This is a genomic window from Rhizobium sp. ZK1 (assembly GCF_047782645.1).
Taxonomy (GTDB): Bacteria; Pseudomonadota; Alphaproteobacteria; order Rhizobiales; family Rhizobiaceae; genus Rhizobium.
The window spans coordinates 69,373-95,250 of sequence record NZ_CP180587.1; the positions used below are offsets into that span (position 1 = coordinate 69,373).

Sequence of the window (25,878 nt, forward strand, 5' to 3'; positions counted from 1 at the left end):
CTCCGCCTGGCTCGAAATCATGAGATCCCGGGCCAGGTCGCATAATACGCACGCGTGGCTTCGGACAAAGCTCGAACACGAGGGCGTTGCTTCTTAAGCCTTGGCAGATCGGCTCTGGCCTGCGCCAAGAGCTCCAACAAGGCCGCGTCAAAGTCGATTCCTGCCAGTTCTCCCTGGCGCATCACCTCCCGGCCCGCAATGACAAGCCCCTTGGCATGTCTGGCGCTCATGCGGGTCAACAGGATTTCGGACTCGTCGTGGTCGTCGAACAGCGCGTCGGCGATCAAGGCCTGATAGTCGATGATGGTGAAATCTGCGGCTTCGTCTGCATTGATCACTTGGCCGCCCACGCGGATGGCGGCATCGAACACATTCTGCGCCGTCAACCGTCGCGTCAGGCTGCGACCGCTCTGCAGGAGATAGAGGAGCCGCATCTCCCGCCAGAGATCCTGATCGTCGTCCAATCCGGTGCCATCAAGACCAATGGCGAAGGCTGGGCCGCCGATTTCTTGCGCGGAGGCGATCGGAGCGACGCCTGAACGGAGGCGGAGATTGGCTGAGGGATTGCTGACGAGCTGCACGCCGCGCTCGGCCAGCAATTCGAGTTCATCGGGGCGCAACTGGACGCCATGGGCAATGGCAAGCCGCGGCGACAGGAAGCCGATTTTGTCGAGATAGGTCACGATGCCCTCGGGAAAACGTCGATCGAGCCAGAAGCGCTGGCGTGGGCTTTCGAGCAGGTGCATGTGGATGCGCCGGTCATGGAGCGCGGAAGCCTCGGCAACCGTTTCCAGAAGTGCGTTCGAACACCATTGCGGCCCGATCGGGCCATATTGCACATCGATCAACGGATTGGTATTTGCGGCGGCGACAGCCTGGACGGCGTCAAGCTGTGTGCGAACGGGAGCATAGTTCGGAATCGTGCCGGCGAGCGCATCCCAATCGCCCTCGGAGAGAAACGGGCGCAATCGCTGCGGGCCGCCATCATAGGCCCAGGCATCATGGTCGAGTAGTGGACAGGAGAGGCCAAGTCGAATGCCGACATCGCCTGCGGCCCGCATAACCGCGCTCGCCTCATCGACCAGACGATCAACGTTGAGGGAGTTGTGGCAATGCATCGTCGCGCCGACGCCAGTTTTTGCAAGGCGGCCGAAGGCGACGAGCGCTTCGAGATAGGGATCCGTTCGCGGCCGCAACCTGAGGCTCGGTATCCAGGCTTCCAGTGCGTCGTCGGCCGCTCCGAAATCAAGGGTACGGATGCCATAGCCATGATCGTGAGCATTGACAGGTGACGGCATGATCAGATCGCCGGGCAGCGCAGTCGTAGCGTCGAATTGCAATGGTAGGTCTGTCAATCTGTCGACGCGCGTGGCCGGGCCATAGCCAGGACATTTAAGCAGGCGGATCTGTTTCATGCTTTTCTCATCTGCTGACGATGGCTCTCAAATCCTCACCGAACCTGCGCAGCTCGGTATTGAGGAGCTCGATGACTGCTTGGCTAGCATGAGTTAGATGCCGATCGCGCGGCACGAAAATAGCGATATCGACAGTGCTGAGCTTGAAGTCCCGAATCGGGATGGCAACGATTTCACCCGTCTGGATTTCCGGCCAGAGTCCAACCGGGGTAAAAAAACCAATGCCGTCCCCCGACATGATTAACGGTTTGAGGAGGATCGGATTGTTGGATGCGACCAACGTTCGCCCCACACGATTAAGGCCCGCAAGTTCGACTGCTATCGCTGAACTGACGACTTCACTGTCGAGCGCCAGAAGCAGCTTATATTGGGCGCATTCTGGCAACGTCACCGATTTCGCCCGCGCCAATGGATGCGATGAAGCGACCATGGCCATAAAGGCTGTACGGATCGAGCCCACAAGCTTCAGGTCATGTGGGGTCGCAAGGTCAAAGCTGATGCCGATATCAATGTCGCCAGCCGCCATGAAATGGAAGATATTGTTATACGCTCCTGCTCGCACGCGAAAGTCGACCGCAGGATGCAGCTTATGAAACCTCTTAATGAAATCAGGAAGAAACGTGATGAGCAGGCTGTCGAGGGCGGCGATATGGACGCGGCCCGTATTCTTTCCCTGAAGGTCACCGAGATTGGACTTCATTACCTCGAAGTCCTGCAGCGTCTCCTTGGCATGGCGCAGGACGATTTCGCCGGCAGACGTTAGGCGCAAACCGTCGGAAAAGCGCTCGAACAACGGTGTCCCAAGCTCGTCTTCCAGCTTCTTGATCTGCCGGCTGACGGCAGAGGTTGCCACATGCAGCTCTTCGGACGCCTTGCGGATCGATCCCGAGCGCGCGACCTCGGTGAAATATTTCAGGATGCTGGCATGCATAGAAAGCCCTCGGCAATCTCGGAGCTATAGCATGCCTACCTGCCACGCCAAACGGGCGCACGCTTCTCGCGGAAGGCCGCCACACCCTCCATGGCATCCTCGCTTTTCAACGCCTTGATGAGGGCTGGCGTCCGCAGCGCCTGTGCCTCCGCCGGGCTCAAATGCGCGGTGCGATTGACCGTCTGCTTGATCGCCCGCAGCGACAGCGGCGCGCAGCCGACGATGTCAGCGACCCAGCGATCGACAGCCGCATCGAGTTCGCCAGCCGATACGACTTCGTTGACGACACCAAAACTCGCCATTTCCTGCGCGCCGAACTGCCGCCCTGTCAGCATCACGGCCATGGCACGGTTGAACGGAATCTTGCGCTGCAGGAGTACCATACCGCCATCGAGCGGCATTCGGCCGACGCGTGCTTCCGGCAGGCCGAAGCGTGCCGTTTCCACCGCAATGACGATGTCGCAGCCGAGCACCATCTCGAAACCGCCGCCCAGCGCATAGCCGTTGACGCGAGCAATCACAGGAACGTCGAGCGAGCGACGGAAGGCGAGGCCGCCAAACCCATTCTCTCGGCCGACGGTCCAATAATCGACGCCGGAACTGCCACTGCCGCCCTTGAGGTCCGCGCCTGCACAAAAAGCCTTTTCGCCTGTGCCTGTCAGGACGACACAGCTGATCTCGTCGCGCCTCTCGATCTCAGTCCAGATCGACTCCAGCCTTGCCTCGGTCTCCGCGTCGACCGCATTCATCCGGTCGGGCCGGTCAAGCGTCACGCGAGCGACGCGGTCCTCTACGGTGAAGGAAACGCTCATGCGGCGTCTCCCTGCACCTTCGAAAGCGAGGCCAGAATTTCCTCATTGTGCTGGCCGAGCTGCGGCGGCGCGATCCGCACGGTCACCGGTGCGGCCGACATGTCGATCGGCGAGCCGATCAGGCGGATCGGACCGGTGGCGGTTTCGCCGGCATCGAGGATCATCTTGTTGATGATCGTCTGCTCGTCCTTCAGCGCTTCGGGGAGTGAACGCACCGGCGCGCAGAGGATATCGACGGCTTCCAGCCGGGCGATCCAGTGCGCGGTGCTGTTCTTTGCGAAATTCTCATGGAAGATCGCCTGCAGCTCCGGCCGCCGGGCCATCTGCGCGTCGAAATCCTTGTACTGTGGATATTGCGAGAGATCCTCGATCTCAAGCGCTTCACAGATGTCGCGCAAGGGGTTCGGCTTGAAGGCACCGACCATTACGATCGCGCTGTCCGTTGTCTCGAAAACACCCGTCAGCGGGAAGGCACCCCAGTTCAGATCCTTCTGCCGCATGAGATGCGTCGTGCCTTCCTGCATCTGCATGGCGATCATGGAATTGTAGAGGCTGACGGCGACCTGTTGACCTTCGCCGGTCTTGTCGCGTTGCAGCAGGGCGAGCAGGATGCCCTGGACGAGATGCATGCCGGCCGAATAGTCGGCAAGCGGTGTGGCATAGATAGAGGTCGGGTGGCTGTTGTCCGACTTGCGGCGCATGACGCCGGAGACGGCCTGCGCCAGCACATCCTGACCGCCCTTGTGCTGATAGGGGCCGGTCAGCCCGAAGCCGGTGCCGAGCGCGTAGATCAGGCGGGGATTGATTTTCTTCAGGTCTTCATAGCCGAACCCCATGCGTTCCATGACGCCGGGCCGGAAGTTGTTGACGACAACATCCGCCGTTTCGAGCAGCGCCTGGACGGTCTTGCGGGCGCTGGCATCCTTCAGATCGAGCGCCAGGCTTTTCTTGTTGCGGTTGAGCGAGCAGAAGACCGGATTGTTGAGCCCGTCCGGATCGGAGCCCAACGACCAGCGCGAAAGATCGCCGATCTTGACCTTTTCGATCTTGAGGACGTCGGCGCCGTAATCGGCCAGAACCTGCGTGCAGCACGGTCCGAGCATGACTTGCGTGAAGTCGATCACGCGGATTCCGTCAAGTGGCAAAGTCGTCATTCTGCAGCCTCCAAATATGTCGCGTTCTCCGAGGGAATGTCACCTGGATCGGCTCCCTGAGCCCGCATCTGTTTCTGAATTGCCCTGATATCGGCCTTGCGAACGGTCGTGCCGGCATTGAGGGCAACCGTTGCTGCGACACCCGCCGCTTCGCCCATCGCCATGCAGGGCGGGATTTCGCGGCTCGACTTCTGCGCCTGCGGCGTTGCCGAATAATGCCGGCCGGCAACGATCAGCTGATCAACCTCCCTGGGCAGCATGGCGCGGTAGGGCGTGTAGTAGTCGCGGCCGCGGCAGACCGTGTCGGCAAAATGCCGCCGGGTCATGACGTCTTCCTTCGTCACGACATAGTCCCCCTGCAGCAGCCGTGTCTGACGCACGCCGGTCTGCGGAGCGAAATCGACGACATAGGCATTCTCGAAGCCGGGCATTTTTTCGCGTGCGAAATCGAGCAGCTTTGCGATCCGCGAGCGGCCTTCCATCTCCGCTTTGGTCAGGTCGTCGACCTTCAGACCGCTCAGCGTCGGCATATGCGGGCAGTTCAGCCAGACGACGCCGGGCAGGGGCGTCTTCAGCCACCAGAAGGACCAGCAACCGCCGATCAGCCGCTTGGCTTCGTGATCGAGCACCTTGAAGGCTTCCGGCTCCTGTTGTTCGAAACGTTCCGCCGCCTCCGTATCGACGCCGCCCCAGCGCGAGACTGTCGTCAGGATGAAGTTGGATTCGACGTGGGAAGCACCCGCGCTTGCGGCGACATCGAGATCGCCGGTCGTGTCGATGACGACATTGCCGAGGATCGCCTGCATGCCTTCCTTGGTCTGGCAGATCACGCCCTTGATTGCGCCACCATCGACGATCGCCGAGGAGAACCAGCTATGGGTTCTGAGCTTGATCTTCGCTTCGGCGATCATGTCATAGGCGGCGCGCTTGAAGGCGTCGGGATCGAAGGCGGCCGAAAAGCAGATCGGATGCGGCATCGACTGGGTGTGGAAGTCGAAGAGACCCCAGCGCGCCCAGCGCTGCCAGGCCTCCGGCGTATCGCGGAATTCGATCAGGCGATCCCGATCGGTCGGGGTCACGCAGAGTCCCCAGCGCTTCATGCGCTCGATCATCTCCATGCAGATGCCGCGCACGGTGATTTCGAGCTCGTTGATCATATCGTCGAGCACGAGCACCATGCCGCCGGCGGCAAGCCCGCCAACATAAGGATAGCGTTCGAGAAGTGTGACGCTGGCGCCGTTGCGTGCGGCCGAGACGGCCGCGGCAATCCCTGCCGGGCCACCGCCGACGACAACCACATCGGAGCGATCGACGACACGGATATCCCGTGCAGGCTGGTGAATAACCTGTTCCATTGGTGTTCCCTCGGTGTTTTAAGGCTTTTAGTGCTGGCCGGCCGGCTTCCAGCGGATCATCTTCGCCTCGGCGACCGAGACGACGAAGAAGAGGACCACAGCCAGCAGCGCGGCAATGACAACTGTCGCGTAAAGCAGCGGCGAGCGGAAATTGTAGGTCGCCTCGATGATGAGCGCGCCGAGCCCGAAGCTGGAGCCGATCCATTCCGCGACGATCGCGCCCATGACACTGCTCGTCGCGGCGATTTTCAGCGCGGCGAACAGGAATGGCAGCGAGCTCGGCAGACGGACCTTCCAGAGGATCTCCGAATTGCTGGCCGAAAGCACCCGCATCAGGTCGAGCATTGCTGGGTTGGCGGAGCGAAGTCCCTGCACCATGTTGACCAGCGTCGGGAAGAAGCAGATGAGGCCGGCGATGATGATTTTCGGGGCAACGCCATTGCCGAAGATCAGGACCAAAATCGGCGCAAGCGCGATGATCGGGATCGCCTTGACGAAGACGGCGATCGGATAGAAGGCCTTCTCGGCCGTCGCGCTGTGGACGAACCAGATCGCCAGCAGTACGGCGACGAGATTGCCGAAGACGAAACCGAGAACGGCCTCGAGCACGGTCGGTAGGAAGTTTCGGGTCAGTGTCGCGGCATTGTCGCGAAATGCGTAGAGAACATCGAGTGGGCTTGGCGCCATGAAGGTCGGGATCTTGAAGATCCAGATGAGCGCCTGCCAGAGCACGATGCAGCCGAGTGCCGCAAGGATCGCCGGCATGTGCGAGGAGAGAATGCCGACGGTTGCGTCGAGGATGGCGACCTTGCGCGGCGCCTTTGCGATGTGGCCGACGTCAGAGTGCACGGTGTTGCTCATATGCATTCCTCCAGCAGCGCGCGCAGATGCGCGGTCACCTTGATGAAGTCGACTGTGTCACGCATCGCAAGGGCGCGGGCATTGGGAAGATCGACCGTCATGAATTCTTTTACGCGGCCGGGGTGGGCTTGCAGCATCAGCACGCGCTGACCGAGGAAGACCGCCTCCGGAATGGAATGGGTGACGAAAACGATGGTCGTGCCCGTTTCGCGCCAGATGCGAAGCAGCTCCTCATTGAGCTTGTCGCGGGTGATTTCGTCGAGAGCGCCGAAGGGCTCGTCCATCAGCAGGATACGCGGCTTGGTCACCAGGGCGCGGGCGATGGCGACGCGCTGGCGCATGCCGCCGGACAATTCGTGCGGCAGGGCATTTTCGCGTCCTTTGAGGCCGACGAGGGCGAGCAGCTCCATGGGATCGGCGTAGGAGCTTTTGTCGTGCCTGCCGACTTCCAGCGGCAGGCGGACATTGTCGATGACGTTCCGCCATGGCAAAAGCGTCGCCTCCTGGAAGACGAAGGCAAAATCGCGACCCTGACGTGCCTCTCGTGGCGGTCGGCCGAAAACCAAAACCGAACCGTCGCTGATGTCAACGAGATCGGCAATACAGCGCAGCAAGGTCGACTTACCGCAGCCGGATGGTCCGAGCATGGTGACGAACGACCCCTCGGGAATATCGACGGACACCTTGGAGAGGGCGGTGAACTCGTTACCCTTGTCGCCGAAGCGGATGTCGAGATCGCGAATGGAAACGGCAAGCCTTGCCGTTTCTGTGAGCGGTTGCGGCTGCTTGATGGTGGCGACGCTCGTCATGGCATTCACCCGACCTGCTTGCGGATCTCGGTCGTCGCGTCGAGGATCGCCATGGTAGCGACGTCGTCGACGCTCGGTGTGGTGCCTGTGAACTGCTTGAGATCGGCATAGGCCTTGATCTGGGCGGCCCAATTGTCCTTGTTCATCGCACCCCAGCCGGTCTGTTTGGTGCTGTCGCCGAAGGAGAAATCGATGACAGGGTGGACGGCCTCGAGCTCGCTCGCCTTGTCGAGGTTGGGATAGGCGTCGACCAGCATGTCGACCGCTTCTTCCGGATGATCGCGGACGTAACCCCAGCCTTTGGCGGCGGCCGTGGTGAAGCGCACCAGCACGTCCGAATGTTTGTCGAGCTGTTCGTCGGTCGTATAATAGACGTTAGCGTAGAGCTGCAGGCCGGCATCCCAGAGCATCATGTCGACACGTTCGTCGCCGAGCACCTTCAGCGCATTGGTGTTCGTGACCCAGCCGGTAACGGCATCGGCCTGGCCGGTCATCAGCTGGTTCATGTCGGAGCCCATGTTGACCATCTTCACCTTGTCTTCCGGAATGCCGTTTTTGGCCAGCAGCGCGCGCAGCAGGATGAAGGCGGTCGGTTGGGTGGCGATCGTCTTGCCGATCATGTCTTTCGGCTCGCGAATCGGTGCCTTTTTCAGTGAGAAATATGTAAAGGGATGCTTACGGTATCCGGCCAGAAACGCCTTGACCGGCATCCCGGCCGAGCGCGCGAGCATGACGGACGGGCTGGACGAAATCTGCCCAATGGTCGATTGGCCTGCTGCAACGCCGGCGACCCCATCGACGTTCGGGCCGCCGGGGACGATGGTGAGATTGATGCCTTGCTCGGTAAAGAAGCCCTTTTTCTGCGCTGCAACTTCGCCGATGAGTCCGTTGGAAGCAAGCCAGCCGAGCTGCATGCGCACTTCCGCAACGTCGGTCGCCTTGCCGGCGCGAATGTTGATGAAACTCTGGGTTGCGGCAAGGCCGCCGATTAAAGCAGCGTTGGATAGGAAGCGGCGGCGATTCATTATGAATTGCGACATTTAGACAGTTCCCCTGTTGATTGGGCGATCGGACTTTTGTCTCGTTATCCACCAATGACGGGATGATGGGGGAATTCCGTGTTCTAATAAAGATCAATTATGAGCACTATCGATTGCCGAAAAGGCAACGATGCCTGGGTTCGATTCGGTCGATGCGGGAAGGTTATCTACCGGTCGTGGACTCCCGGCGAGATGCCGTGTCAATCAGCAGTGAACATTTTCTACGACGCCTACGCGCCGGATATCGTCACGCAAAGTCGATCTCGCTGCATCGTGAGGCTTCTTCGCCGCAGCCTTCGCCATCGGCATGTCGGTCTGGCGGGCGCGTGAGGCCAAGAAGGTCGAAACCTATGGCTCCGCACGTTGGACTGAGCGGCAAGAAGTGACGGCCTCCGGACCCCTCGACCCCGATGGCCTGGTGCTCGGCAAAATCGATCGTGATTATCTGCGCTATGACGGGCCGGAGCATGTGCTGCGTTTGGCGCCGACACGCTGTGGTAAGGGCGTCGCGCCTGTTCCTGCCGCCGCTGCTGACCTGGCCGGGCTCGGCCATCGTCCACGATATCAAGGGTGAGAACTGGCAGCTCACCGGCGATGTGAAAGCCGCTTCATGGAGCTGCTCCGTAAGGACGGTTTTGGGAGCGTAGCACGCTCGTTACCGAGGTCTGTGGCTCGTTCGCGCCATGCGCAAACAGATAACCGCCTGGCAAGCCAGATCTCTACCACAGCCGGCGACGACGTGTTGCGGTCAGCAACGGTGAGGGTGGTCGATCCGGCTGGAGGGAGAGGGGGAAGGGGTGTTCGCCGCGGGTTGTAGTGGTCGGAGAGAGGCTCTGGCCAGCCCGCCACGGAGAAATGACATGGCAGAGGCCATCCAGAAAATCACGCTCAATGCCGGGCGCGATATTCCCTTCAACAAGCTGGTGCTAAGCCAGCAGAACGTGCGCAAGACCAAGGCGGGCGTTTCCATTGAGGAACTTGCACAAGACATTGCCCATCGTGGGCTGATGACCAGCCTCAATGTCCGCGCCGAGCTCGATAGCGACGGCAACGAGACCGGCATCTATCGCATTCTTGCCGGCGGTCGTCGCTATCGTGCCCTGGAGCTGTTGGTCAGCCAGAAGAGGCTGGCGAAGACCGCGGCCATTCCATGCATCGTCAGCAAGGGCGACACCTCCGAAATCGAGGATTCGCTTGCCGAGAACGTAAAGCGCGTCGACCTTCATCCACTGGACGAGTTTCGGGCAATCATGACCCTTCGCGAACAGGGGCTCGACGAGGAACAGATCGCCGCCCGCTTCCACATTCCGGTCGCAACAGTCAAGCAACGTCTGCGGCTGGCCTCGGTCGCGCCGCGGCTGCTTGAACTCTATGCCGATGACGAGATGAAGCTCGGTCAGGTCATGGCATTCTCGATCACCAATGACCATGTCCGGCAGGAGCAGGTCTGGGACGCGGTCTCGCGGTCACATAATCAGGATGCCTATTACATCCGCCGCATGCTGACCGAAACAGCGATCCGGGCATCCGATCGCCGCGCTGCCTATGTGGGCATGGATGTCTATGAAGCTGCCGGCGGTGTCGTGATACGTGATCTATTCGAGCAAGATAACGGCGGATGGCTGCAGGATCCGGCGCTGCTCGAACAGTTGGTGCTCGAAAAGCTGACCGCCGACGCCGAAGCGCTCAAGGCGCAAGAGGGTTGGAAGTGGGTCGAGGCCGCTTTCGACTTCCCCTACGGCTACACCTCTGGTCTTCGCCGCTTCTACGGCGAGCGTGCCGGATACACCGAGGAAGAGCTCGCGCGGCATGACGCGTTGAAGGCGGAATACGATAAGCTCGACGCTGAATACGCCGAGGCGGAGGGGTATTGCGAGGAAACCGAGGTGCTGCTGGAGGAATTCGGTAGTGAGCTGGATACTCTGAACGACCGGCCCTACCTATTCGATCCGGAGGATATCGCCCGCGGCGGCGCCTTCATCTCGCTCGCCGCCAATGGCGAGTTGAAGATCGAACGCGGCTTCATGCGGCCAGAAGACGAAGCTGTCATCGAGACGTATGATAGTTTTGCCGATGATAGCGACAGTGATAGTCACGGCGACGATGGTACCGTCGCGGCTTCAGCCAATGGTGGGGCCTCGATCAACGGCAAGCCCATTGGCATCGAGGAACCGGAAGAAGACGACGAGAGGATCCATCCACTCTCCGATCGTCTCATCGAGGATCTGACCGCCACCCACACCGTCGCGCTCCGCAACGCGCTGGCGAATGATCCGGTGATCGCCTTCATCGCCGCCTTACACGTCTTCGTTCTGATGACCTTCTATCGGTACGGTTCGGGATCGTGCCTGGAGATCGCTGTGCGACACACCGTAGACGCCAGGTTTGGTCAGATGCATGGTCTCGGCGAAACCGTCTGGGCAAAGGAGATCGAACAGCGGCAGGAGTCCTGGGGCTGTGATCTTCCCGGAAATGTCGATGAGGTCTGGGACTATCTGATCGCGCTGGACGAGGCGAGCCGCATGGCTCTCTTTGCCCATTGCGTCTCGTTGTCGTTGAACACCACCATCCACGCGTGGAACCGGCGGGCGAAGGAAAATGCTCACGCCAGGCAGCTTGCCCGTTCGATCGGTTTCGACATGGTCGCGGCAGGCTGGACACCGACGGTCGATAACTATCTCGGCCGCGTCACCAAGAACCATATCCTGCAGGCCGTTCGCGAAGCGAAGGGCGAGCAGGCTGCGCAGCAAATCGATCATCTGAAGAAGCCCGACATGGCACGAGAAGCCGCCCGGCTGCTGGACGGCAGCGGATGGCTTCCCGAAGTGCTGCGGCTTCCGGTCGACGAAACCATCGCGGCGGCCACGGGTGATGTGGCTACGGACGCCGTCATCCAGGACGTTGCCAACGTCGATCTGCCGGCCCTCCTGTTGGACGGTGAAGATGCCGAGAAAATGTCCGCCGATCCAGCCGCCGATCACGGTGAACATCTCGACGTCGCCGAATAGCACCCCAGCCCTTCGCTTACGAAAGCCCGGCCGGCGTGCCGGGCTTCTCCATTTCAGGAGCACCGTCATGCCTGCCTATACAATTGAAACGACCCACACCCTGCCGATATTTCGGCACGGTATCTATATCGTCGGTACGCGCGAAGCCGCCTGCAAAGCGGCGCTGGCGGACGAGAACTGGGAATCTCCACGGAAAGACTACGATTCCTCAGGCGAGATCCATCTCACCGGCATTTGGGAAGGTGAGAACGCCGCCTATGCCGGATCACCAATCTCTGCACCGTCGCAGTTCGACGACCCGATCCAGCGCCGCGCCCACCACTTCGAAATCCTTCTCGGTCTTTTGAAGATGATCCCGTCGCTCGACTGGCTTGCCAAATCCGCCTGGGCGATTGCGTGAGGTGAGGCAATCCTGGCCGGTTCTCCCGATCCTGACGCATCGGTCGATCCACCAAAGCCAAGCTATGTCCCTGCACGTTTGCAGGAAGAACATGTCCGCAGTGCGATAGCTATGGTGCTCGATGTCGACGACCGCTTGCACCCGATAAGGTGAGCGACATGGAGATCCAATCGGCTTTTGAAACCGTCGTAACGACGATGGACCTTTCAGTGGGCGCGCTCTGACGTTTCGAAACCATTTCGCTTGTGCCGCCGGAAAAAGGCTGCGGCTGCGATCACCCGGAAAGTGGGAGTGGGGCGGGGAGGGGGGCGAACCGGGCGGTCAAGAGAGGGTTGCCCGGGCTCAACCCTGTCGCCTCTCTGGAGAAAGATCGATGTCGATATCTGAACCCGCTCCCCAAGCCGCCACCGTCGTCCCTGACGAACGTCGCCTGGAATTCCTGCCTGCCCTGTTCGGGCGTTCGCTTCTGCTCATCGGTGAGAACGCCGTCTACAGTTTTATGGAGCGTCTCAGCCCTCTCGATTATGGCGGCGGCTTTTGGGCTTTTTATGAACATGAGGGCAACCCGCTGTTTCTGGCTCCGAGATCCAAATCGCGTTTCCGGATCATCGGAGAGATCACCGGATTTCAGGGCGAGGTCTCGGCGGATGCTGCCGGGATTATTGCCACGCTTTTTGCCTTCTCGCATCTCTCCTTCCAGTATCAGTCGGAACATCTCTCGAAAGGATATGGCCGTCTCTACGCTTATTCGGCCGACCATCCTGAAGCCGCTGAGATTTTTCAGGCGATCGATTGACCGGTTGCCTGGCCCGCCCCGGGTGGCTCGCTTGTCTGTGACTGCCGTATCGCCCGTCGTCGCCCGGGCGGCCGCAACTCATCGTTCATCTCAACACTGGTTTGGCGCAAGGGCGATCAACCGGGTTCTTTCGTTTTAGGAGACTTCATCGTGAACACCATGATTTCCAGCCCACGACCGGCATCGTCGGGATTCAAGGTCGATATTTCCCGCGGCGAACGTATTGGTGGCGTTTCGTCCGAATGGTTCTCGCGCCCCGATGACGAGCGCAATCTGTCGCTCTCCGATCTCCATCGCGCAGTCAGCGCGAGAACCGAGCGCGCTCGGGTCCGGACGGTCGAGACCGCCGATATCCGCGTCGAGGCGACCCGCGACAACGCCGAACGTCTATCCCTGATCGTTCGCGGCGGGCGTGAACAGTTGGCGCCGACACACTGGAGCTACGGTCAACTATGCAGTTTGGTCGGCGCACCGGCGACTTACATGCGCCAATTGCCCGCCCCGCTGGCGGCGATCAATCTCCAGCACGGGCTTCTCGATCACCACGCAGAAATGGTCAAAACCCTGGAGATGGACGATGGTCGCGTCGAGTTGCGCGCTGTCACCGGCCCTGAATACGGCCGGATCTGGGATAGAGATTTGATCGCCGCCATCATGAACATCGCCGGGAACGGCACAGGCGATACGATTTGGAAAGTTCCCGGTCTGCTCGACTGGTCGACGATGACGCACAATCCCTTCGTCGACATCACAAAGGATACGACGACGCTCTACCGGCGTTGATGAATTTCGCCAATTCATCGCCCGCGCCGTTCGTCGCCGGCATTCGTGTCGCCCGTGAACGCATCGTCGCGCGAAACGAAGACGATCGCCTGGAGTTCCTGCGCAAGCGCGGTTTCTCTAAAGCCGAAACCGGCAGGATCATCGAGACCGTTCTCAGCGAGGAAGGGAGGCCGCCTGAGAGCATATTTGACTTTGTTCAGGGTATAACTGCGCTGGCGCGGGGAAAGTCGCATCAAGACACGCGGCTCGAACTGGAAGGCAAGGCGAAGAGGCTGCTCGAAAGTGCCGCCTGACTGCACCCAACCAACCCTTCGCCATCTCCAAGGCCCGGCCGTCGAGCCGGGCCTTGGAGTGCATAGGCAGGAAACATCGTGGCCGCTCTCGAGACCAGAACCAGATCAAGGCAGTCGCGGGATTTCGCCGTCTGCTAATCGCCAGACCCAGGGAGTGATCTCGGGCCTCGTCTCGATCATGTCTGAAAGCGCCTGTTCATAATCCTCTCCGGCGCTCGCCGGCACGATGAACATCGCCACGGGTGCCGGCTTCTGTTCCGGTAATGTCACCGACACGATCGGCGCTTCGCGCGGCAGGTTGAAACGCAAGCCTTTGACGCTCTTTCGCTTGAGGTGGCTGAGCTTTTCCAGAAGCCGCAGCTCATGAATGTCCTCGAACGGTAGCCAGTGCTCGTTGACCACCATCAGCGCGACCTCGTCGACGGCTGCAATGCCGGTAGCTGAAATGCCAAAGGTGGCAATGACAATCAAATGGAATGCCTCGTTCGATCGCCATAGTTCGAGCTCTGACTGGTAGCGGACGGCAAGCCGCCGCCATGCGCCTTCCTCGATCATCAGCGGAAAGGGCATGTGCCGGAGGACGATCCTCTGTCCTTCGCGCGCGGCAGAAAACTCCTTCACGTCAGCCACGATCATCATCAGTTTGCGCGGACCCGAGCCCGTCGCCTGCACGCCCTTGAGCGCCGCCGCACGTCGGGCAGCGATCGCATCCTTGTCCTCGGGATGAAACACCTCCGGCACGAAGAGCATGTCGCCCAGGCTAACGCCTCTTGCCGTCATCTGCGCGGCCGCATTAAGAAGGCTTGCGCGCACGCGACCCCAGCCGCGCTTGCCTGACCAGGTCGAACGCCATTCTGTCAATTCGCCTGCCTCCCAGAGATAATGCAGCATCGCCCGAAGCGACAATTTACGTGGTTCGCTGCGGATGCCGTGTTCGGACAGTTCTGCCGGCTGGCCGGCTGCTGCGCGAGCTCCGCGCTTCGTCAGCGAGAAGTCAAGCTTCAGATCAGCCTTGCCGTTCGCATCGATCTGGATCGCGCTGCCGATCAGCGGCCCAAGGCCGGAGAGCTCGTAGGGAGGCTCATAGGAGGGGCAGGCAGGATCGTGATCCCGACCCGATAACGGCATCCGCTTGATGAGATACTGGTCTTCGACCCGTGCGATATACATCGGCGCCCTCGGCTCCCTGCACATGCACATCGGCCGCAGCCGTTGCTCGTAGGCCTGAGCGAGAAATCCCTGCAATTCAGGCGTGGATTCGTCAAGCACCCTGTCACCGATCGTGAATTTCCGCATCCTTGTTCTCCCCTGTCCGCCATCGAATCTATACGGCGACTGACTATTTTACTATCGCAAACTAGTCAGTAAAACGCCAGAATGCCGTTGCGGCCTGCACGGCGGGAGGTTTCCGTTCCGCGCGCGAGACTGCGAAAGGAAGACGATGGAGCGGCGTCGCGGAGAAGGGAGTTCGGTCGGCAGAGGAAGGGCTGCTTTATCTGTAGGTATCCATCTTCCAAGGCAGGTTGGTCGATCTCCTCTTGCCGAGACGCAGCCTGCCGCGCACGTTTGACGTCAGCGGACCGGAGGGGTTTCGCTGTAGTGGAACACCAGACGTCGCAGCTCCTTGCGGTGGAACGACGGCATCTGCGGGCGGCCTGCCTCATCCGTCTTCTGTACCAGCGTGGTCTTGCCCGCCCGGCGCGGCCCGACGATTAGGACCACCGCCTATCCGAAAGTGCTTCTTCTGCCCGGCGTTCCGCAAACCGGGTGTACATACCCATTTCCTATTCCTTGAAAATTGGAACTATCGAGCATGGTAATTGGAAGCCAACCATTTGTTGATTGGAACTCACGGGCATGAATCCTGGGAGCCGGTAGTTGAATGAAGGCGGTTTTGCCCAGCAGGCCGCCGGGCGTTCCAGCAATTGTACGCTGCCAAGGGAGAGGAAAAGAGGGGCTGGAAAGGGGCAACCTGCCGGGGATTGGAGAGCGTCCGGGCAGGTCTGTCCTCTCCCGCTCTCGACAGGAACTCCCATGAACATCATGTCTTCCCGCCCTCGTGACACGGCCGTCGCCGCGCTCGCACCAGCGGATCGCATCGGTCGCGCAGAAAAGATTCCCACCGCCGGCCACGATCTTCTGCCGTCTCCCCAACGTGGCGAGCCCCTCGGCGCGGCCGATCTCCGCACCATCCCGATGAATGCCTCTGGCGATTCGGATGCGGAGGGTTTTTGGTCCTGGAAAGACGCCTACGAGGCGACCGAAGTGGCGCAAGTCTTGTTCCTGCGCAAGTTCGGTGCTGCAATCGCCGCCCGCGCGAAAGCAGCGCAGGCGACGCTCTCGATGCTGACGAAGGTGGCGAGCAGTGCCGCAGAGGTCTGGCAATCGCTTCTCGGCGCTACATCGGTGGCCACGCTTGCCGGCAATATGACGCTGCGCCGAGTGCGGGTCGTGAACGACTGCCGCGTCGAACTCAGCGGCTTCACCGATGGGATGCGCGATAGGCTGCGATCCCTCGGCCTGTTCTCCGAGATGATCGTCTGGAAGGTCCGGTTCCTCAATGCGGCCTCGGATGAAGGGCAGGCGGCGCTGTCGCGCCGCATCGAACGGCATCGCATCGTCGATGTCGCCGGCCGGGGCTGACGGCGATGTTGTCCGCGTCGGAGCTAGCGGATCGTCTCGCGCATCATGCGGAGGCGGTCTGCCGTCATTACCTCTCCGCCGGCCGCAGGGCCGGCAATTACTGGATCGTCGGCGACGTCGCCAATAGCAAGGGCAAGTCGCTTTACGTCCATCTCACCGGCCCGCGCAGAGGCAGATGGACGGACGCGGCGACGGCTCAATATGGTGACCTGCTCGATCTGGTGCGCGAGACCTGTGGATTGGTCGATTTCCAAGACGTCGCGCAGGAAGCGCGCCGCTTCTTGCGAGAACCCAATCCGGCGTCGCCCGAGAAGGGCGATACCGGTACCAGCCAGCCCATCGACAGACCGGCTGCGGAACGCGCAAGACGCCTCTTCCGTATGACGCAACCGCTTGTCCATACGCTCGCCGACAGCTATCTGCGTCAGCGTGGCATTCTGCGCGCGCCGCTGCATCCCGCGCTTCGCTTCCACCCCTCTTGCTACTACCGAGATCTCGTCAGCGGCAGGACCAGCAGCTACCCGGCGCTGATCGCTGCCGTGACCGACAGCGCCGGCATGATCACCGGCGTACATCGGACCTGGCTCGACCCCGGCGGTGAGGGAAAGGCGAAGGTCGACGATCCCCGCCGCGCGCTCGGCGGACTGCTGGGAAATGCCGTGCGCTTTCACTTTCCCGCCCATGCTTCCGTTCCGGTGATGGCCGCCGGCGAGGGGCTCGAAAGCATCCTATCTCTCTCGCACGTAATACCCGGCATGCCGATGGTCTCGGCGCTGGCGGCTAATCACCTTGCCGCCTTCCGGCCGCCAACCGGCTGCCTGCGCCTCTATATCGCCGCCGATGCTGATGCAGCTGGGCGGCGCGGGGTCGAGGGATTGAGCCGCCGGGCGCAGGTGCTTGGGATCCTTCCTCTCGTTTTGACCCCGGAACTCGGCGATTTCAACGAGGATCTGCGCTGGCTTGGACCTGACCGCCTTCTTGCAAATCTCTGCACCCAGCTCGCCCCGGAAGACGCGCAGGCCCTTCTATCCCCGTGAGGTGCGTGTAAATAGAAGACGGGTGCAGCGGCGTGGTCGGAGCGCCGATGCCGTGACGATCTCGGTTCCGGTGAGGCACGCGCCCGCGAACCTGCCGAGAGGCGACCCTTACCAGGCGGCTGTCCGGCCTTCAGCGGGTCGGTCAGGTTTCTTCCCCCCGCCGGCCTTCTATTCCGCATCGGCCGCTGCGAAAACCGGTTCCCGCCTTTCGCGCCGATGCGGGAGCCGGCGCTCCTCGCGCCCCAAGAAACCCTCCCTCAGCCGCCCGGCGCTCACGCTAGGCCGCTTCGCTACGCTCGCGGTTCCTGCCCGCCCGCAGCCTGCACAGGGATCGCCGTCAGGCCGCGAGAGGCGCGGCCCAAACCGACGGAGACCATCATGAACCCGACGCTTCCCATCGACGACGCCTTCGAGCCCGACCACGCGTCTTCCCCGACCGACCGCTTCATCTACGAGATGCAAGTCTTTGGCTACCGCCCCTTCCAGGACGAGCCGGATCCCCGTCCGTTGCCCGAGGAGCCGATGGTCCAGTTGGCGCTTACGACGATCTTCGACGCCCTGTTCGAGATGCTCGGCGATACGCGGCTGGAGCCCGATCTCGAAGACCTTCTTTGGTCGACGGTCAACCTTTTCCACCGCGCCGGCGAGCGCATCCAGCGCGAGCTTCAGCGCAACGAGGATATCCAGCGGACTGGCCAAGGCGAGCAGGACGGCTCGGAGGTGAAAAGCGTCGAGCTTGAACGCCATGTCGCCGAGGGCATCACGCTTCTCGAACGCCGCAACGCCTTCGAGTTTATGCGCGATTATGCAGCCGATCTCTTCGAGGCTGGGACCGGCTCGGCATGGCGGCCGCGCGCCGGCTCCAAGGTCAACCACGCCAACATGACCGCGGCGATGATCGATAGCAGAGATTTCCTCTCTGCCCGCCGGCACGCCGAAAACACAGTCCTGATCCCGGCCGGCACGAAGATAGCCTTTGGCGGCGGCGTGGACTATAACGATCACGACCGGATCTGGGCCGCGCTCGACAAGGCCCATGCCAAGCACGCTGACATGATCCTGCTGCACGGCGGCTCGCCGAAGGGTGCAGAACGCATCGCTGCCTGCTGGGCAGAGGCCCGGAAGGTCACCCAGATCGCCTTCAAGCCCGACTGGAACAAGCACGCCAAGGCCGCTCCATTCCGCCGCAACGACGAGATGCTTTCGGTCATGCCCACCGGCGTCATCGTCTTCCCTGGTTCCGGCATCACCGATAACCTTCGCGACAAGGCCCGTCGGTTGGGCATCAATGTCTGGGAACTGAAAGGAGACGGCGCGTGAGCGCCGTTTTCTTGCAAATCTGGATATTACGGAAATCGATGAAGGAGCAAGATTATGCGGCAGTTCACAACAGGCAATCTGAACAAGCAGGTAGGCGATGTCACCGACGCTGCTGCACGCGAACCCGTCGTGCTCACCAAGCATCGGAAACCCCGTTTTGTCTTGATGAGCTATGAACACTACGAACGCATGCGCACCGGTGGTGACCCGCGCCAAGCCCATCACGTTTCCGAGATGTCGGAGGAGCACCGCGGGCTTTTCCTGGTCGAGATCGACCGGCTGGCACGCGGCCAGGGCTACGACGATGAGCCGTGAGTTCCTGCCTGGTCAGGCGATCGACTACCCCTATCTCTGGGCACGGCAGCCCGAGCCGGCGAGACCGAAGGCCAGAAGCTCCGGCCGACTTGCGTCGTCGTCGCTGTCCGTGGAGCGAATCACGGCCTTCCCCATCTCGCACGAGAGGCCATCACGACCCAGCCGCCGCAGGCCGATTGTATCGCCTTGGAAGTTTCCGATATCGAGTGCCGACGGGCTGGCCTCAGCGACCTCAAGCGCTGCTGGATCGTCGTTGACGATTATGTCGCCGAAAGCCTTGGTAAATAGAACCGGACGGAAAAGCACTCGGCCGCTTCAGCAAAGCCTTCATGATAAGGATTGCCACAGCTTTCGGCGAGGCCTCGCGCAAAGCGGGCCGCCGTGTCAATCGAGCGGAGTAGGTCGGCGCTGATCAAGCGCCAACTCTCTTTCCACTAAGGCAACACTTGCATTTCTGGGAAATTGTGTACACATTTCTCACTGAAACGGAGCCTCGCCATGCCTCAATCGCGACAACAGACAACATCCCCCCGCCGTGTCGGCGTGCGGGAGTTTCGCGGCAACCTGACGTCCTTCCTCAAGCAGGTCGAGGACGGGCAGAGGTTCGTCCTGACATCCCATCACAAGGTTGTCGCGGAAATCGGGCCGCCATCAAAAGAGACTGTCGTTCGCAAGCCCGGCGCGTTGCGCGGGAAGATCAAAGTCGCCGAAGACTTCGACAGCTTGCCGGCGGATGTTCTGACGTCCATGGAAGACGGGACGTGAGGCTGCTGCTGGATACGCATGCTTTGTTGTGGTGGCTGAACGACGACGAGAAGCTGGGGAACCATGCGCGTCGCCTGATCGGTGATGATGGGAACGACGTCCTCGTCAGCGCGGTTTCTCTTTGGGAAATCACCGTGAAGCTGCGGATCGGCAAACTTGATGCCGACATAGAAGAGATTCTTGCGATCTTGCCCGATCAGGGATTCGATCGGCTGGATATCACAGATGCGCATCTTATCGCTCTTGCTGTTCTTCCGCTTCATCACCGCGATCCCTTCGATCATCTCCTCATGGCTCAGGCCGTGGCGGAGGGAGCACATTTCGTTTCGCAGGATCAGAATGTCGCGCTCTACGGTATTCCGTTCGTAACCTGCTCGGATCCTGTCGCCCTGTGATCTGCGACGGGTTTGGTTGCGCCGACGAAGCCGGCCGGATCGCTCGCATGCACGCTTGCCGGTGGTTGTTGTTTGCCTGGCGGATACCGAAGGCTCAGACGGCCGGGCACTGGCAGGCGATTGGCGAAAGCCGATATTGACACCACACGTGGACAGCTTCATCCGATATTGCCTCACGATCTGCGGACGGCGATGCAGTTGCCGTAAGACTTCGCGGGCCTCCGAAAGTGTGATGTCGGCAGGGGAGTGCTTATTCGCATGCAGCAGCTGCGACCAGGCGAGGGCATGACGTCGACCCGGATGGCGGCGAAGCGGTCGCAGATGCGTGGCCGATATTCCGCAGCGCTGCGCCGGGCAGCCATGAGGGTTTGTCGCGCCCTTCAGTTGCCCCGAACCATTCCCGTTTTATGTCGCTCGTATAGACGACCGCCTGCTTTCGCGGCCAACCCCTCACGGGGTAAGACACGACCGAAATTTTTGCGAAATTCGATTTCGGTTGTTTGCTTCTGGCGGAAAATAGAATTTCGCGAAAAATTTCAGCCGAGCTGACCGCAGCAGGTCGGCCGTCTCTTCGTGCGCCATCGGGAATGGTCCCGAGCAACCGAAGGAGACAGAACCATGGCCACCACGATCGCAACCCTGACGCAGAAGACCGACGGAATCCTCGAAGGCGTCTTCGCCACCATCCGGGTAAACGCCCCGATCGCCATCATCCCGAACACCAACAAGGCGAGCGAGGATGCCCCGGATTATCGCGTCATCCACCGCAAGACCGGTTTCGAAATCGGCGCAGCCTGGAACCGCATCGCACGCCAGACTGGCGAGGAATATCTCTCGGTCAAGCTGGAGGCGCCTGAAATCGGCGTGATCTTCGGCAATCTGGCCCAGGCGCCCGGCGGCGATCCGAACAAGAAGGTGATCCTCTGGAACAACCCGAACTGAACAGCAAGCGAACGGCCCCGAGTGATCGGGGCCGCTCCCATCGAGAAGAGGATCTGTTCATGGCAAAACTTCTCGATGCGCGCGTCGTCGGGCGTCAATCCGGACCGGACCGACGCTATATCGGTAGACCCGATATTTTCGGAAATCCATTCGCTATCGGACGCGATGGCACACGAGCCGAAGTGATCACCAAATACGCAGGGTGGGCGTCGACCCAACCGCACATCGTGGCTGCGTTGCCGGAGCTGGCTGGCAAGAACCACGTATGCTGGTGCGAGCCCCTACCTTGCCACGGTAAGGTGCTGCTGGAAATGGTGCGGCGATACTTCTGCGACAAAGTCTGATCGCACCAGAATGATGGCGGGCTTCGAGCCCGCCGTCATTCTTCTGGTGCCACACGAGACCAAGGACTGTCTGCTCAGATATCCAAGTTTGCCATGAGGGGCTCGTGCCGCGTCAAGGTCGCGCGGCCCCTCCAATTTTGCCTCCGCTCCGTTGCACTGTGCTCCGACAAAATCGCCGCTCGTGATCAACCTGGTGTCGCTGTTAAAGGACAGTTCGATTGCCGCATTGATCGCCGTTCCCGAACTGACGTTGGTATCACGGGAAATCATGTCGGAAACCTTCCTGCCTCTACAAGTCTTTACGCTGACGGCAGTTCTCTACTTTCTGCTCGCCTGGCCTGCCTCGCTCGTCGCCCGCGCCATCGAGCAGCGCCTTCGATACCCGTCAGTAGGGACAACGTCGTCAAAATCCCTCCATCAACTGAAAGGAGCTCAGGCGTCGGCCTGACGGATGGCGCACCGTAGCTGAATCTAAATCGTGATTTTGTACCTGAGCTTCCTGTAGTGCCAAATCAGATGCGTGCTGAGAGCGCATGCTTCACACGCAGGACGGCAATGGCAACTGCTACGATAGCGAGCGGGATCGACACAAGCATCACCAAGGGGCTGATGTGATAACCTGCATGATCGGCGGTCTCGAAGGCGACTTTGAACAGGCTCAGAAGATGATAGCTGAAGGCGATAATAGAGAAGCCTTCTGCCGCCGCTGGATCTTGACCTGTGTCGCAGCCCGATCAGCCATCACCTGGATCTGGATGACATTCTCGTCTTCGATTTCAACCTGGATGCGTTTTTGCATGAGATCGATCAGGTGCATGGTCGCGTGGGAGAGCGGCAAAGACCGCGCCCGAGAAATAGTCGATTCGCGCGCCGAAGTCAGGAGACAAACAAAAACGGCCGGGCATCCAGCCCGGCCGTCTTCGTTTAGGGTGAGCACCCGATCTGCCATCCTGTCACAGATTTCAGACCGGGCGCTCTTGCGCTTCCATTGCCCCCAGAAGCGCGGTCCTTATTCCCGCTCGCCCGTGAAGTTGAGCAGAAGCTGGAAGATGTTGACGAAGTTCAGGTAGAGCGAGAGAGCGCCGAAGACGGCCAGCTTCTGGTTCGATTCCTGATCGTAGTTTTCCGAATACTGTTCCTTGATGTTCTGCGTGTCGTAGGCGGTGAGGCCGACGAAGACGACGATGCCGATCACCGAGATCGCGAACTGCAGCGCGGACGAGCCGAGGAAGATGTTGACGATGCCGGCAATGATGATGCCGAACAGGCCCATCATCAGAAACGAACCCATCTTCGAAAGATCGCGCTTCGTCGTGTAGCCGTAGAGGCTGATCGCGCCGAACATAGCAGCGGTAATGAAGAAGGTCTGCGCAATGCTCGTCTTGGTGAAGACCAGGAAGACGGAGGCAAGCGACAGGCCCATCACGGCGCAGAAGGCCCAAAAGGTCATCTGCGCTGTGCTAGACGACATCGACTGGATGCGGAACGAGAAGAAGAAGACGAAGGCAAGCGGCGCCAGCATCACCACCCACTTGAGCGGCGTTTGGAAAATCGGCACGTAGAGCGCCGGCGTCGAGCCGACGATGAAGGCGACGATGCCGGTGATGACGAGGCCGAGCGCCATGTAATTGTAGACGCGCAGCATGTGCTGGCGCAGGCCTTCATCGAAAAGGGCCTGTGTTTGGGCGCCGGAGCCGTAACCATAGCGGGGATTGATCGGGTTCATGACTGATCTCCTCGGTTGAACTAATAGAGCGATCGGGCAAGCCTTTCGGCTGCCTGATCGAGATTGGCGCCGCTGTTGTCGGCGATCAGCGCGTAAGCGACTTCACCGATTTGCCAGTAGGCGGCTTCTGTTTTTTCAAGTGCGATATGACTGACCGGCTTTACCTCGAAGGCACCCGGCCTGACGGCGAAGAGCGACAGGCGCTTGCCGTCGATCTCCTCGATTGCCATTTCGACGCTCGGGCCAAAATCCGACGGGAAGATCTGCACATCGGCGACCTTCCAACCCTTCGGCAACTCGGGCATCACGATTGCGGTCGCAGCGCGGATTTCCTCGGCGCTGTAGGCCGGTGCCGTCTGCGACGGAATGGTTTCACGAAGTGCTGCAGTGCGATAGGCGCGCACCGCATCCTCGACATAGGCTGGCGTAGGAACCGAAGCGGCGACTTCCGTTGCCGTGAAGGCGCCGAAGGAATTATGTGCCACCCAGCCGGCGGCCAGCAGAACACCGACAGCAGCGATACGCTGCACCGAATGCAGGATACGGCCATAGGAAAGGCCGCGTTCCAGCCTGCGGGCGGCATCGCGCGTCTCGGGACGGCCGAAGGCGCTTTCGCCGGCGAGCGCCAGGCGCAATTCGCCCTTCACGCTGAGATCGGCCATGACCTTTGCGGCAATCGCCGGGTTCTCGGACAGATAGGATTCCACCTGAATGCGCCGCGCAACATCGAGCTCGCCGTCCACATAGGCGTCGAGATCGGCATCGATGATTGGATCAATCGCCTTCATTGCCGTTCCCTCCAATTAATCTCAGCTGCGCGATGCGCGGCGTCTTTTCCTCGAACTCGCGCAGCTGGGCGCGGGCACGCGAAATGCGCGACATCAACGTGCCGACCGGAATGCCGAGCGCGTCGGCCGCTTCCTGATAGGACAGGTCCTCAATCGCCACGAGATGCAGTGCCTCGCGCTGCTCTTCCGGCAGATCGAAAAAGGCGTTGCGCACCTGTTGTAGGCGAACAGCATGTTCCTGCCCGGCTGGCAGAGACTGTTCCGCCTCGATCGCCGCTTCATCATGGCGCCGCGTCAGCGAGCGGGTCTGCCGCATCCGGTCGATATGCGCGTTGTGCAGAATGGAAAGCAGCCAGGTGCGAAGGTTTCCGCCGCTGCGGAAGCTCTTGCGTTTTTCGAAGGCCCGCACCAGTGCATCGTGCACCAGATCCTCCGCCTCGTCCGAATTGCGCACCAGCGAGCGTGCGTAGCGTCGAAGCGCTGCGAGCTGACCGATGACATCGAAGGGGCGTTCTTTCCGTTCCATGATTGAGTATACGAAAGCATCGCGGATTTTATTCCGTGGTGATGCAGATTTTTTAAGTCGGCCGGAAAGGGCGTGTCGCTTTAGGACGCCAAAAGCCTCCGCCATTTGTCACGGCGGAGGTGGTGTCTGCAGCCGTAATACAAGGCATCAGCCCTTGGGCATGATCCCCGGCTGGTCGGCAGGGAATTTCGCGATCTCCTGCACGCTGACATTGAGATGCTGAGCAACGAGGGCGGCCGGCGTATGGGTGAGCCACGACGAGAGGCCGACTTCCTGATATTCAGCGACCTTGAAGACGGCGACGAACTGAAGGTCCGTCTTGCCGGTATTTTCGATGATATGGCCCTGGCTCCTTTTGACATAGCCGATATCGCCGGGCCGGAAATCGGCGGTCTGGCTGCGGGGGCCGGCATCGAACACCGTCATGCGGCCTTCGCCCTTCATCCAGTACTGCCATTCGTCGGCATTCGGATGCCAGTGCATTTCGCGCACCCCGCCCGGCTTGATCGTCTCGATCGCTGCGGCAATCGTCTTGGAAACTTTGAACATGCTGCTGTCAGCAAGCTGAATCGTGCCCGCTGCATTCTGCTTCAGCGGCGCCGATGCCGTCAGCCGATAGGTAAAGGGGTAGGGCGGCAGGCCCGCGGAAGCAACGGCCTCCTGGTCGGCCGAAAGCGGACCCGGCTCCTTGCCCTGGAAGATCCAGAGATCCTGCAACGGGATGTTCTTGAACGTGTCCTGCGGGACTCCGAAATTCTTGGCGAGCAGTTCCGGCGAGGTATGCGCCAGCCAGTCGGTCAGGAGCAGGGTGCCATATTCGGACTGCTCGCCCTCATCGAAGACTAGGACGAACTCGGCGCCTTCAGGCCCGAGGCCCTGCAGCGAGTGCGGGTAACCTGCCGGAAAATACCAGAGATCGCCAGCCTCGACGTCCTGCACATAGGCGCGGCCCTGCGGATCAAGCACAGTCACCCGGCAGCGGCCGTTTGTCATGATCGCCCACTCGGCAGCCCGGTGCCAATGCATCTCACGGATGCCGCCGGGGCCAAGGCGCATGTTGACGCCGGAGACCGCATCGGAAATTGCAAAATCGGATTGCGTCACTTGCCGTGCCCAGCCGCCGTTCTGGATGCGCTTGGGCGCATTGTTAAACGACCCCCAGAAAAGCTGCATATCGCCGACATCGGTTGCCGGCGGATTGCCGAACGAGGGGAACTGGTCATTAAGGGCGGGGTTCTTCGGACCGGGGTCGGAGAGCCCGGCAGGATTGGCGTTGATCGCCCCTTCTGCCGGCTGATCGGGATTGCCGAAGGTCGCTGCGTGCGCTGCACCCGCCGCAAGTGCCGTTCCGCCCATCGCTCCAAGCGCTAGGACCGTGCGTCTAGAAAGAGGTTCCATGGTTTTTATCCTTTCGTGTCGA

General features: G+C 60.8%; 26 protein-coding genes and 4 pseudogenes. 14 read left to right on the plus strand and 16 right to left on the minus strand.

Annotated features, from left to right (window positions below; genetic code table 11):
* Window positions 1–17 precede the first annotated feature (17 nt).
* Genes ACK9YZ_RS22980 through ACK9YZ_RS23015 form a run of 8 tightly spaced genes read right to left on the minus strand, consistent with a single transcriptional unit; the run spans window position 18 to window position 8,377 of the window.
* Window positions 18–1,415 carry an amidohydrolase family protein gene (locus ACK9YZ_RS22980; protein ID WP_416067693.1) on the minus strand — a complete coding sequence of 466 codons (1,398 nt, stop codon included), beginning with the start codon at window positions 1,413–1,415 and terminating at the stop codon, window positions 18–20.
* Between the two features lie 7 nt (window positions 1,416–1,422).
* Window positions 1,423–2,346 (minus strand): LysR family transcriptional regulator, encoded by a 924-nt coding sequence (locus tag ACK9YZ_RS22985; RefSeq protein WP_416067694.1) that lies wholly within the window; start codon window positions 2,344–2,346, stop codon window positions 1,423–1,425.
* Between the two features lie 35 nt (window positions 2,347–2,381).
* A complete protein-coding gene (locus ACK9YZ_RS22990; protein ID WP_416067695.1) occupies window positions 2,382–3,158 on the minus strand; it encodes an enoyl-CoA hydratase-related protein in 777 nt (258 codons plus the stop codon).
* Entirely contained in the window at window positions 3,155–4,312 is a 1,158-nt protein-coding gene (locus ACK9YZ_RS22995) for a CaiB/BaiF CoA transferase family protein (RefSeq protein WP_416067696.1), read from the minus strand. The genes ACK9YZ_RS22990 and ACK9YZ_RS22995 overlap by 4 nt, the downstream gene beginning before the upstream one ends.
* Entirely contained in the window at window positions 4,309–5,667 is a 1,359-nt protein-coding gene (locus ACK9YZ_RS23000) for an FAD-dependent oxidoreductase (RefSeq protein WP_416067697.1), read from the minus strand. The genes ACK9YZ_RS22995 and ACK9YZ_RS23000 overlap by 4 nt, the downstream gene beginning before the upstream one ends.
* A 27-nt stretch (window positions 5,668–5,694) precedes the next feature.
* Window positions 5,695–6,528 carry an ABC transporter permease gene (locus ACK9YZ_RS23005; RefSeq protein ID WP_416067698.1) on the minus strand — a complete coding sequence of 278 codons (834 nt, stop codon included), beginning with the start codon at window positions 6,526–6,528 and terminating at the stop codon, window positions 5,695–5,697.
* Window positions 6,525–7,337, minus strand: a complete 813-nt coding sequence (locus ACK9YZ_RS23010; RefSeq protein ID WP_416067699.1) for an ABC transporter ATP-binding protein — start codon at window positions 7,335–7,337, stop codon at window positions 6,525–6,527. Before ACK9YZ_RS23010 ends, ACK9YZ_RS23005 begins: the two co-directional genes overlap by 4 nt.
* Before the next feature lie 5 nt (window positions 7,338–7,342).
* The gene (locus ACK9YZ_RS23015; protein ID WP_416067700.1) at window positions 7,343–8,377 is read right to left on the minus strand and encodes an ABC transporter substrate-binding protein; all 1,035 of its coding nucleotides are present in this window, start codon (window positions 8,375–8,377) and stop codon (window positions 7,343–7,345) included.
* 219 nt (window positions 8,378–8,596) lie between these two features.
* On the opposite strand from ACK9YZ_RS23015, the pseudogene ACK9YZ_RS23020 reads away from it, so the two are divergent.
* The 5 genes and pseudogenes from ACK9YZ_RS23020 to ACK9YZ_RS23040 all read left to right on the plus strand — a co-directional run.
* Window positions 8,597–8,982 (plus strand): annotated as a pseudogene (locus ACK9YZ_RS23020) (type IV secretory system conjugative DNA transfer family protein); the annotation flags it as partial.
* A gap of 255 nt (window positions 8,983–9,237) precedes the next feature.
* On the plus strand, window positions 9,238–11,385 hold the full coding sequence (locus tag ACK9YZ_RS23025) for a ParB/RepB/Spo0J family partition protein (RefSeq protein ID WP_416067701.1): 2,148 nt from the start codon (window positions 9,238–9,240) through the stop codon (window positions 11,383–11,385).
* A gap of 67 nt (window positions 11,386–11,452) precedes the next feature.
* The gene (locus ACK9YZ_RS23030; protein ID WP_416067702.1) at window positions 11,453–11,785 is read left to right on the plus strand and encodes a hypothetical protein; all 333 of its coding nucleotides are present in this window, start codon (window positions 11,453–11,455) and stop codon (window positions 11,783–11,785) included.
* A gap of 373 nt (window positions 11,786–12,158) precedes the next feature.
* Window positions 12,159–12,581, plus strand: a complete 423-nt coding sequence (locus ACK9YZ_RS23035; RefSeq protein ID WP_416067703.1) for an antirestriction protein — start codon at window positions 12,159–12,161, stop codon at window positions 12,579–12,581.
* 150 nt (window positions 12,582–12,731) lie between these two features.
* Window positions 12,732–13,657: pseudogene (locus ACK9YZ_RS23040) on the plus strand (hypothetical protein).
* A 105-nt stretch (window positions 13,658–13,762) separates the two neighbouring features.
* On the opposite strand, the gene ACK9YZ_RS23045 reads toward ACK9YZ_RS23040, so the two are convergent.
* Window positions 13,763–14,953, minus strand: a complete 1,191-nt coding sequence (locus ACK9YZ_RS23045) for a DUF1173 domain-containing protein (protein ID WP_416067704.1) — start codon at window positions 14,951–14,953, stop codon at window positions 13,763–13,765.
* A gap of 354 nt (window positions 14,954–15,307) precedes the next feature.
* Window positions 15,308–15,432 (minus strand): annotated as a pseudogene (locus tag ACK9YZ_RS23050) (AAA family ATPase); the annotation flags it as partial.
* Window positions 15,433–15,691: 259 nt separating this feature from the next.
* Here ACK9YZ_RS23050 and ACK9YZ_RS23055 point away from each other — a divergent pair.
* The 4 genes from ACK9YZ_RS23055 to ACK9YZ_RS23070 all read left to right on the plus strand — a co-directional run bounded on the left by ACK9YZ_RS23055 (window position 15,692) and on the right by ACK9YZ_RS23070 (window position 18,972).
* Complete coding sequence (locus ACK9YZ_RS23055) at window positions 15,692–16,300, plus strand: hypothetical protein (protein ID WP_416067705.1); 609 nt, start codon at window positions 15,692–15,694, stop codon at window positions 16,298–16,300.
* A gap of 5 nt (window positions 16,301–16,305) precedes the next feature.
* Window positions 16,306–17,337, plus strand: a complete 1,032-nt coding sequence (locus ACK9YZ_RS23060; protein ID WP_416067706.1) for a toprim domain-containing protein — start codon at window positions 16,306–16,308, stop codon at window positions 17,335–17,337.
* 378 nt (window positions 17,338–17,715) lie between these two features.
* On the plus strand, window positions 17,716–18,657 hold the full coding sequence (locus ACK9YZ_RS23065; RefSeq protein ID WP_416067707.1) for a DUF2493 domain-containing protein: 942 nt from the start codon (window positions 17,716–17,718) through the stop codon (window positions 18,655–18,657).
* A gap of 54 nt (window positions 18,658–18,711) precedes the next feature.
* A complete protein-coding gene (locus tag ACK9YZ_RS23070; protein WP_416067708.1) occupies window positions 18,712–18,972 on the plus strand; it encodes a type II toxin-antitoxin system prevent-host-death family antitoxin in 261 nt (86 codons plus the stop codon).
* A 30-nt stretch (window positions 18,973–19,002) separates the two neighbouring features.
* Here ACK9YZ_RS23070 and ACK9YZ_RS23075 read toward each other — a convergent pair whose 3' ends face one another.
* Window positions 19,003–19,278, minus strand: coding sequence for a hypothetical protein (locus ACK9YZ_RS23075; protein WP_416067709.1), 276 nt, complete (start codon window positions 19,276–19,278; stop codon window positions 19,003–19,005).
* Window positions 19,279–19,470: 192 nt separating this feature from the next.
* Between ACK9YZ_RS23075 and ACK9YZ_RS23080 the strand changes: the two genes are divergently transcribed.
* From ACK9YZ_RS23080 to ACK9YZ_RS23100, 5 genes are all read left to right on the plus strand, one after another.
* Window positions 19,471–19,737, plus strand: a complete 267-nt coding sequence (locus ACK9YZ_RS23080; RefSeq protein WP_416067710.1) for a type II toxin-antitoxin system Phd/YefM family antitoxin — start codon at window positions 19,471–19,473, stop codon at window positions 19,735–19,737.
* Window positions 19,734–20,132: a type II toxin-antitoxin system VapC family toxin gene (locus ACK9YZ_RS23085; protein ID WP_416067711.1), complete on the plus strand. Its 399-nt coding sequence runs from the start codon at window positions 19,734–19,736 to the stop codon at window positions 20,130–20,132. Before ACK9YZ_RS23080 ends, ACK9YZ_RS23085 begins: the two co-directional genes overlap by 4 nt.
* Window positions 20,133–20,750: 618 nt before the next feature.
* Window positions 20,751–21,074, plus strand: a complete 324-nt coding sequence (locus ACK9YZ_RS23090) for a DUF736 domain-containing protein (protein ID WP_416067712.1) — start codon at window positions 20,751–20,753, stop codon at window positions 21,072–21,074.
* A gap of 59 nt (window positions 21,075–21,133) precedes the next feature.
* Entirely contained in the window at window positions 21,134–21,418 is a 285-nt protein-coding gene (locus tag ACK9YZ_RS23095) for a DUF4326 domain-containing protein (RefSeq protein WP_416067713.1), read from the plus strand.
* 181 nt (window positions 21,419–21,599) lie between these two features.
* Window positions 21,600–21,866: a hypothetical protein gene (locus ACK9YZ_RS23100; RefSeq protein WP_416067714.1), complete on the plus strand. Its 267-nt coding sequence runs from the start codon at window positions 21,600–21,602 to the stop codon at window positions 21,864–21,866.
* Between the two features lie 64 nt (window positions 21,867–21,930).
* Here the strand turns inward: ACK9YZ_RS23100 and ACK9YZ_RS23105 are convergent.
* From ACK9YZ_RS23105 to ACK9YZ_RS23125, 5 genes and pseudogenes are all read right to left on the minus strand, one after another.
* A pseudogene (locus ACK9YZ_RS23105) lies at window positions 21,931–22,319 on the minus strand (DUF3422 family protein); the annotation flags it as partial.
* Window positions 22,320–22,427: 108 nt separating this feature from the next.
* Entirely contained in the window at window positions 22,428–23,144 is a 717-nt protein-coding gene (locus tag ACK9YZ_RS23110) for a Bax inhibitor-1/YccA family protein (protein ID WP_184400939.1), read from the minus strand.
* 20 nt (window positions 23,145–23,164) lie between these two features.
* A complete protein-coding gene (locus ACK9YZ_RS23115) occupies window positions 23,165–23,932 on the minus strand; it encodes an anti-sigma factor family protein (RefSeq protein WP_416067715.1) in 768 nt (255 codons plus the stop codon).
* On the minus strand, window positions 23,919–24,458 hold the full coding sequence (locus ACK9YZ_RS23120) for a sigma-70 family RNA polymerase sigma factor (protein WP_216759489.1): 540 nt from the start codon (window positions 24,456–24,458) through the stop codon (window positions 23,919–23,921). The genes ACK9YZ_RS23115 and ACK9YZ_RS23120 overlap by 14 nt, the downstream gene beginning before the upstream one ends.
* 147 nt (window positions 24,459–24,605) lie before the next feature.
* The gene (locus ACK9YZ_RS23125) at window positions 24,606–25,856 is read right to left on the minus strand and encodes an oxalate decarboxylase family bicupin (protein ID WP_416067716.1); all 1,251 of its coding nucleotides are present in this window, start codon (window positions 25,854–25,856) and stop codon (window positions 24,606–24,608) included.
* Between the last annotated feature and the right edge of the window lie 22 nt (window positions 25,857–25,878).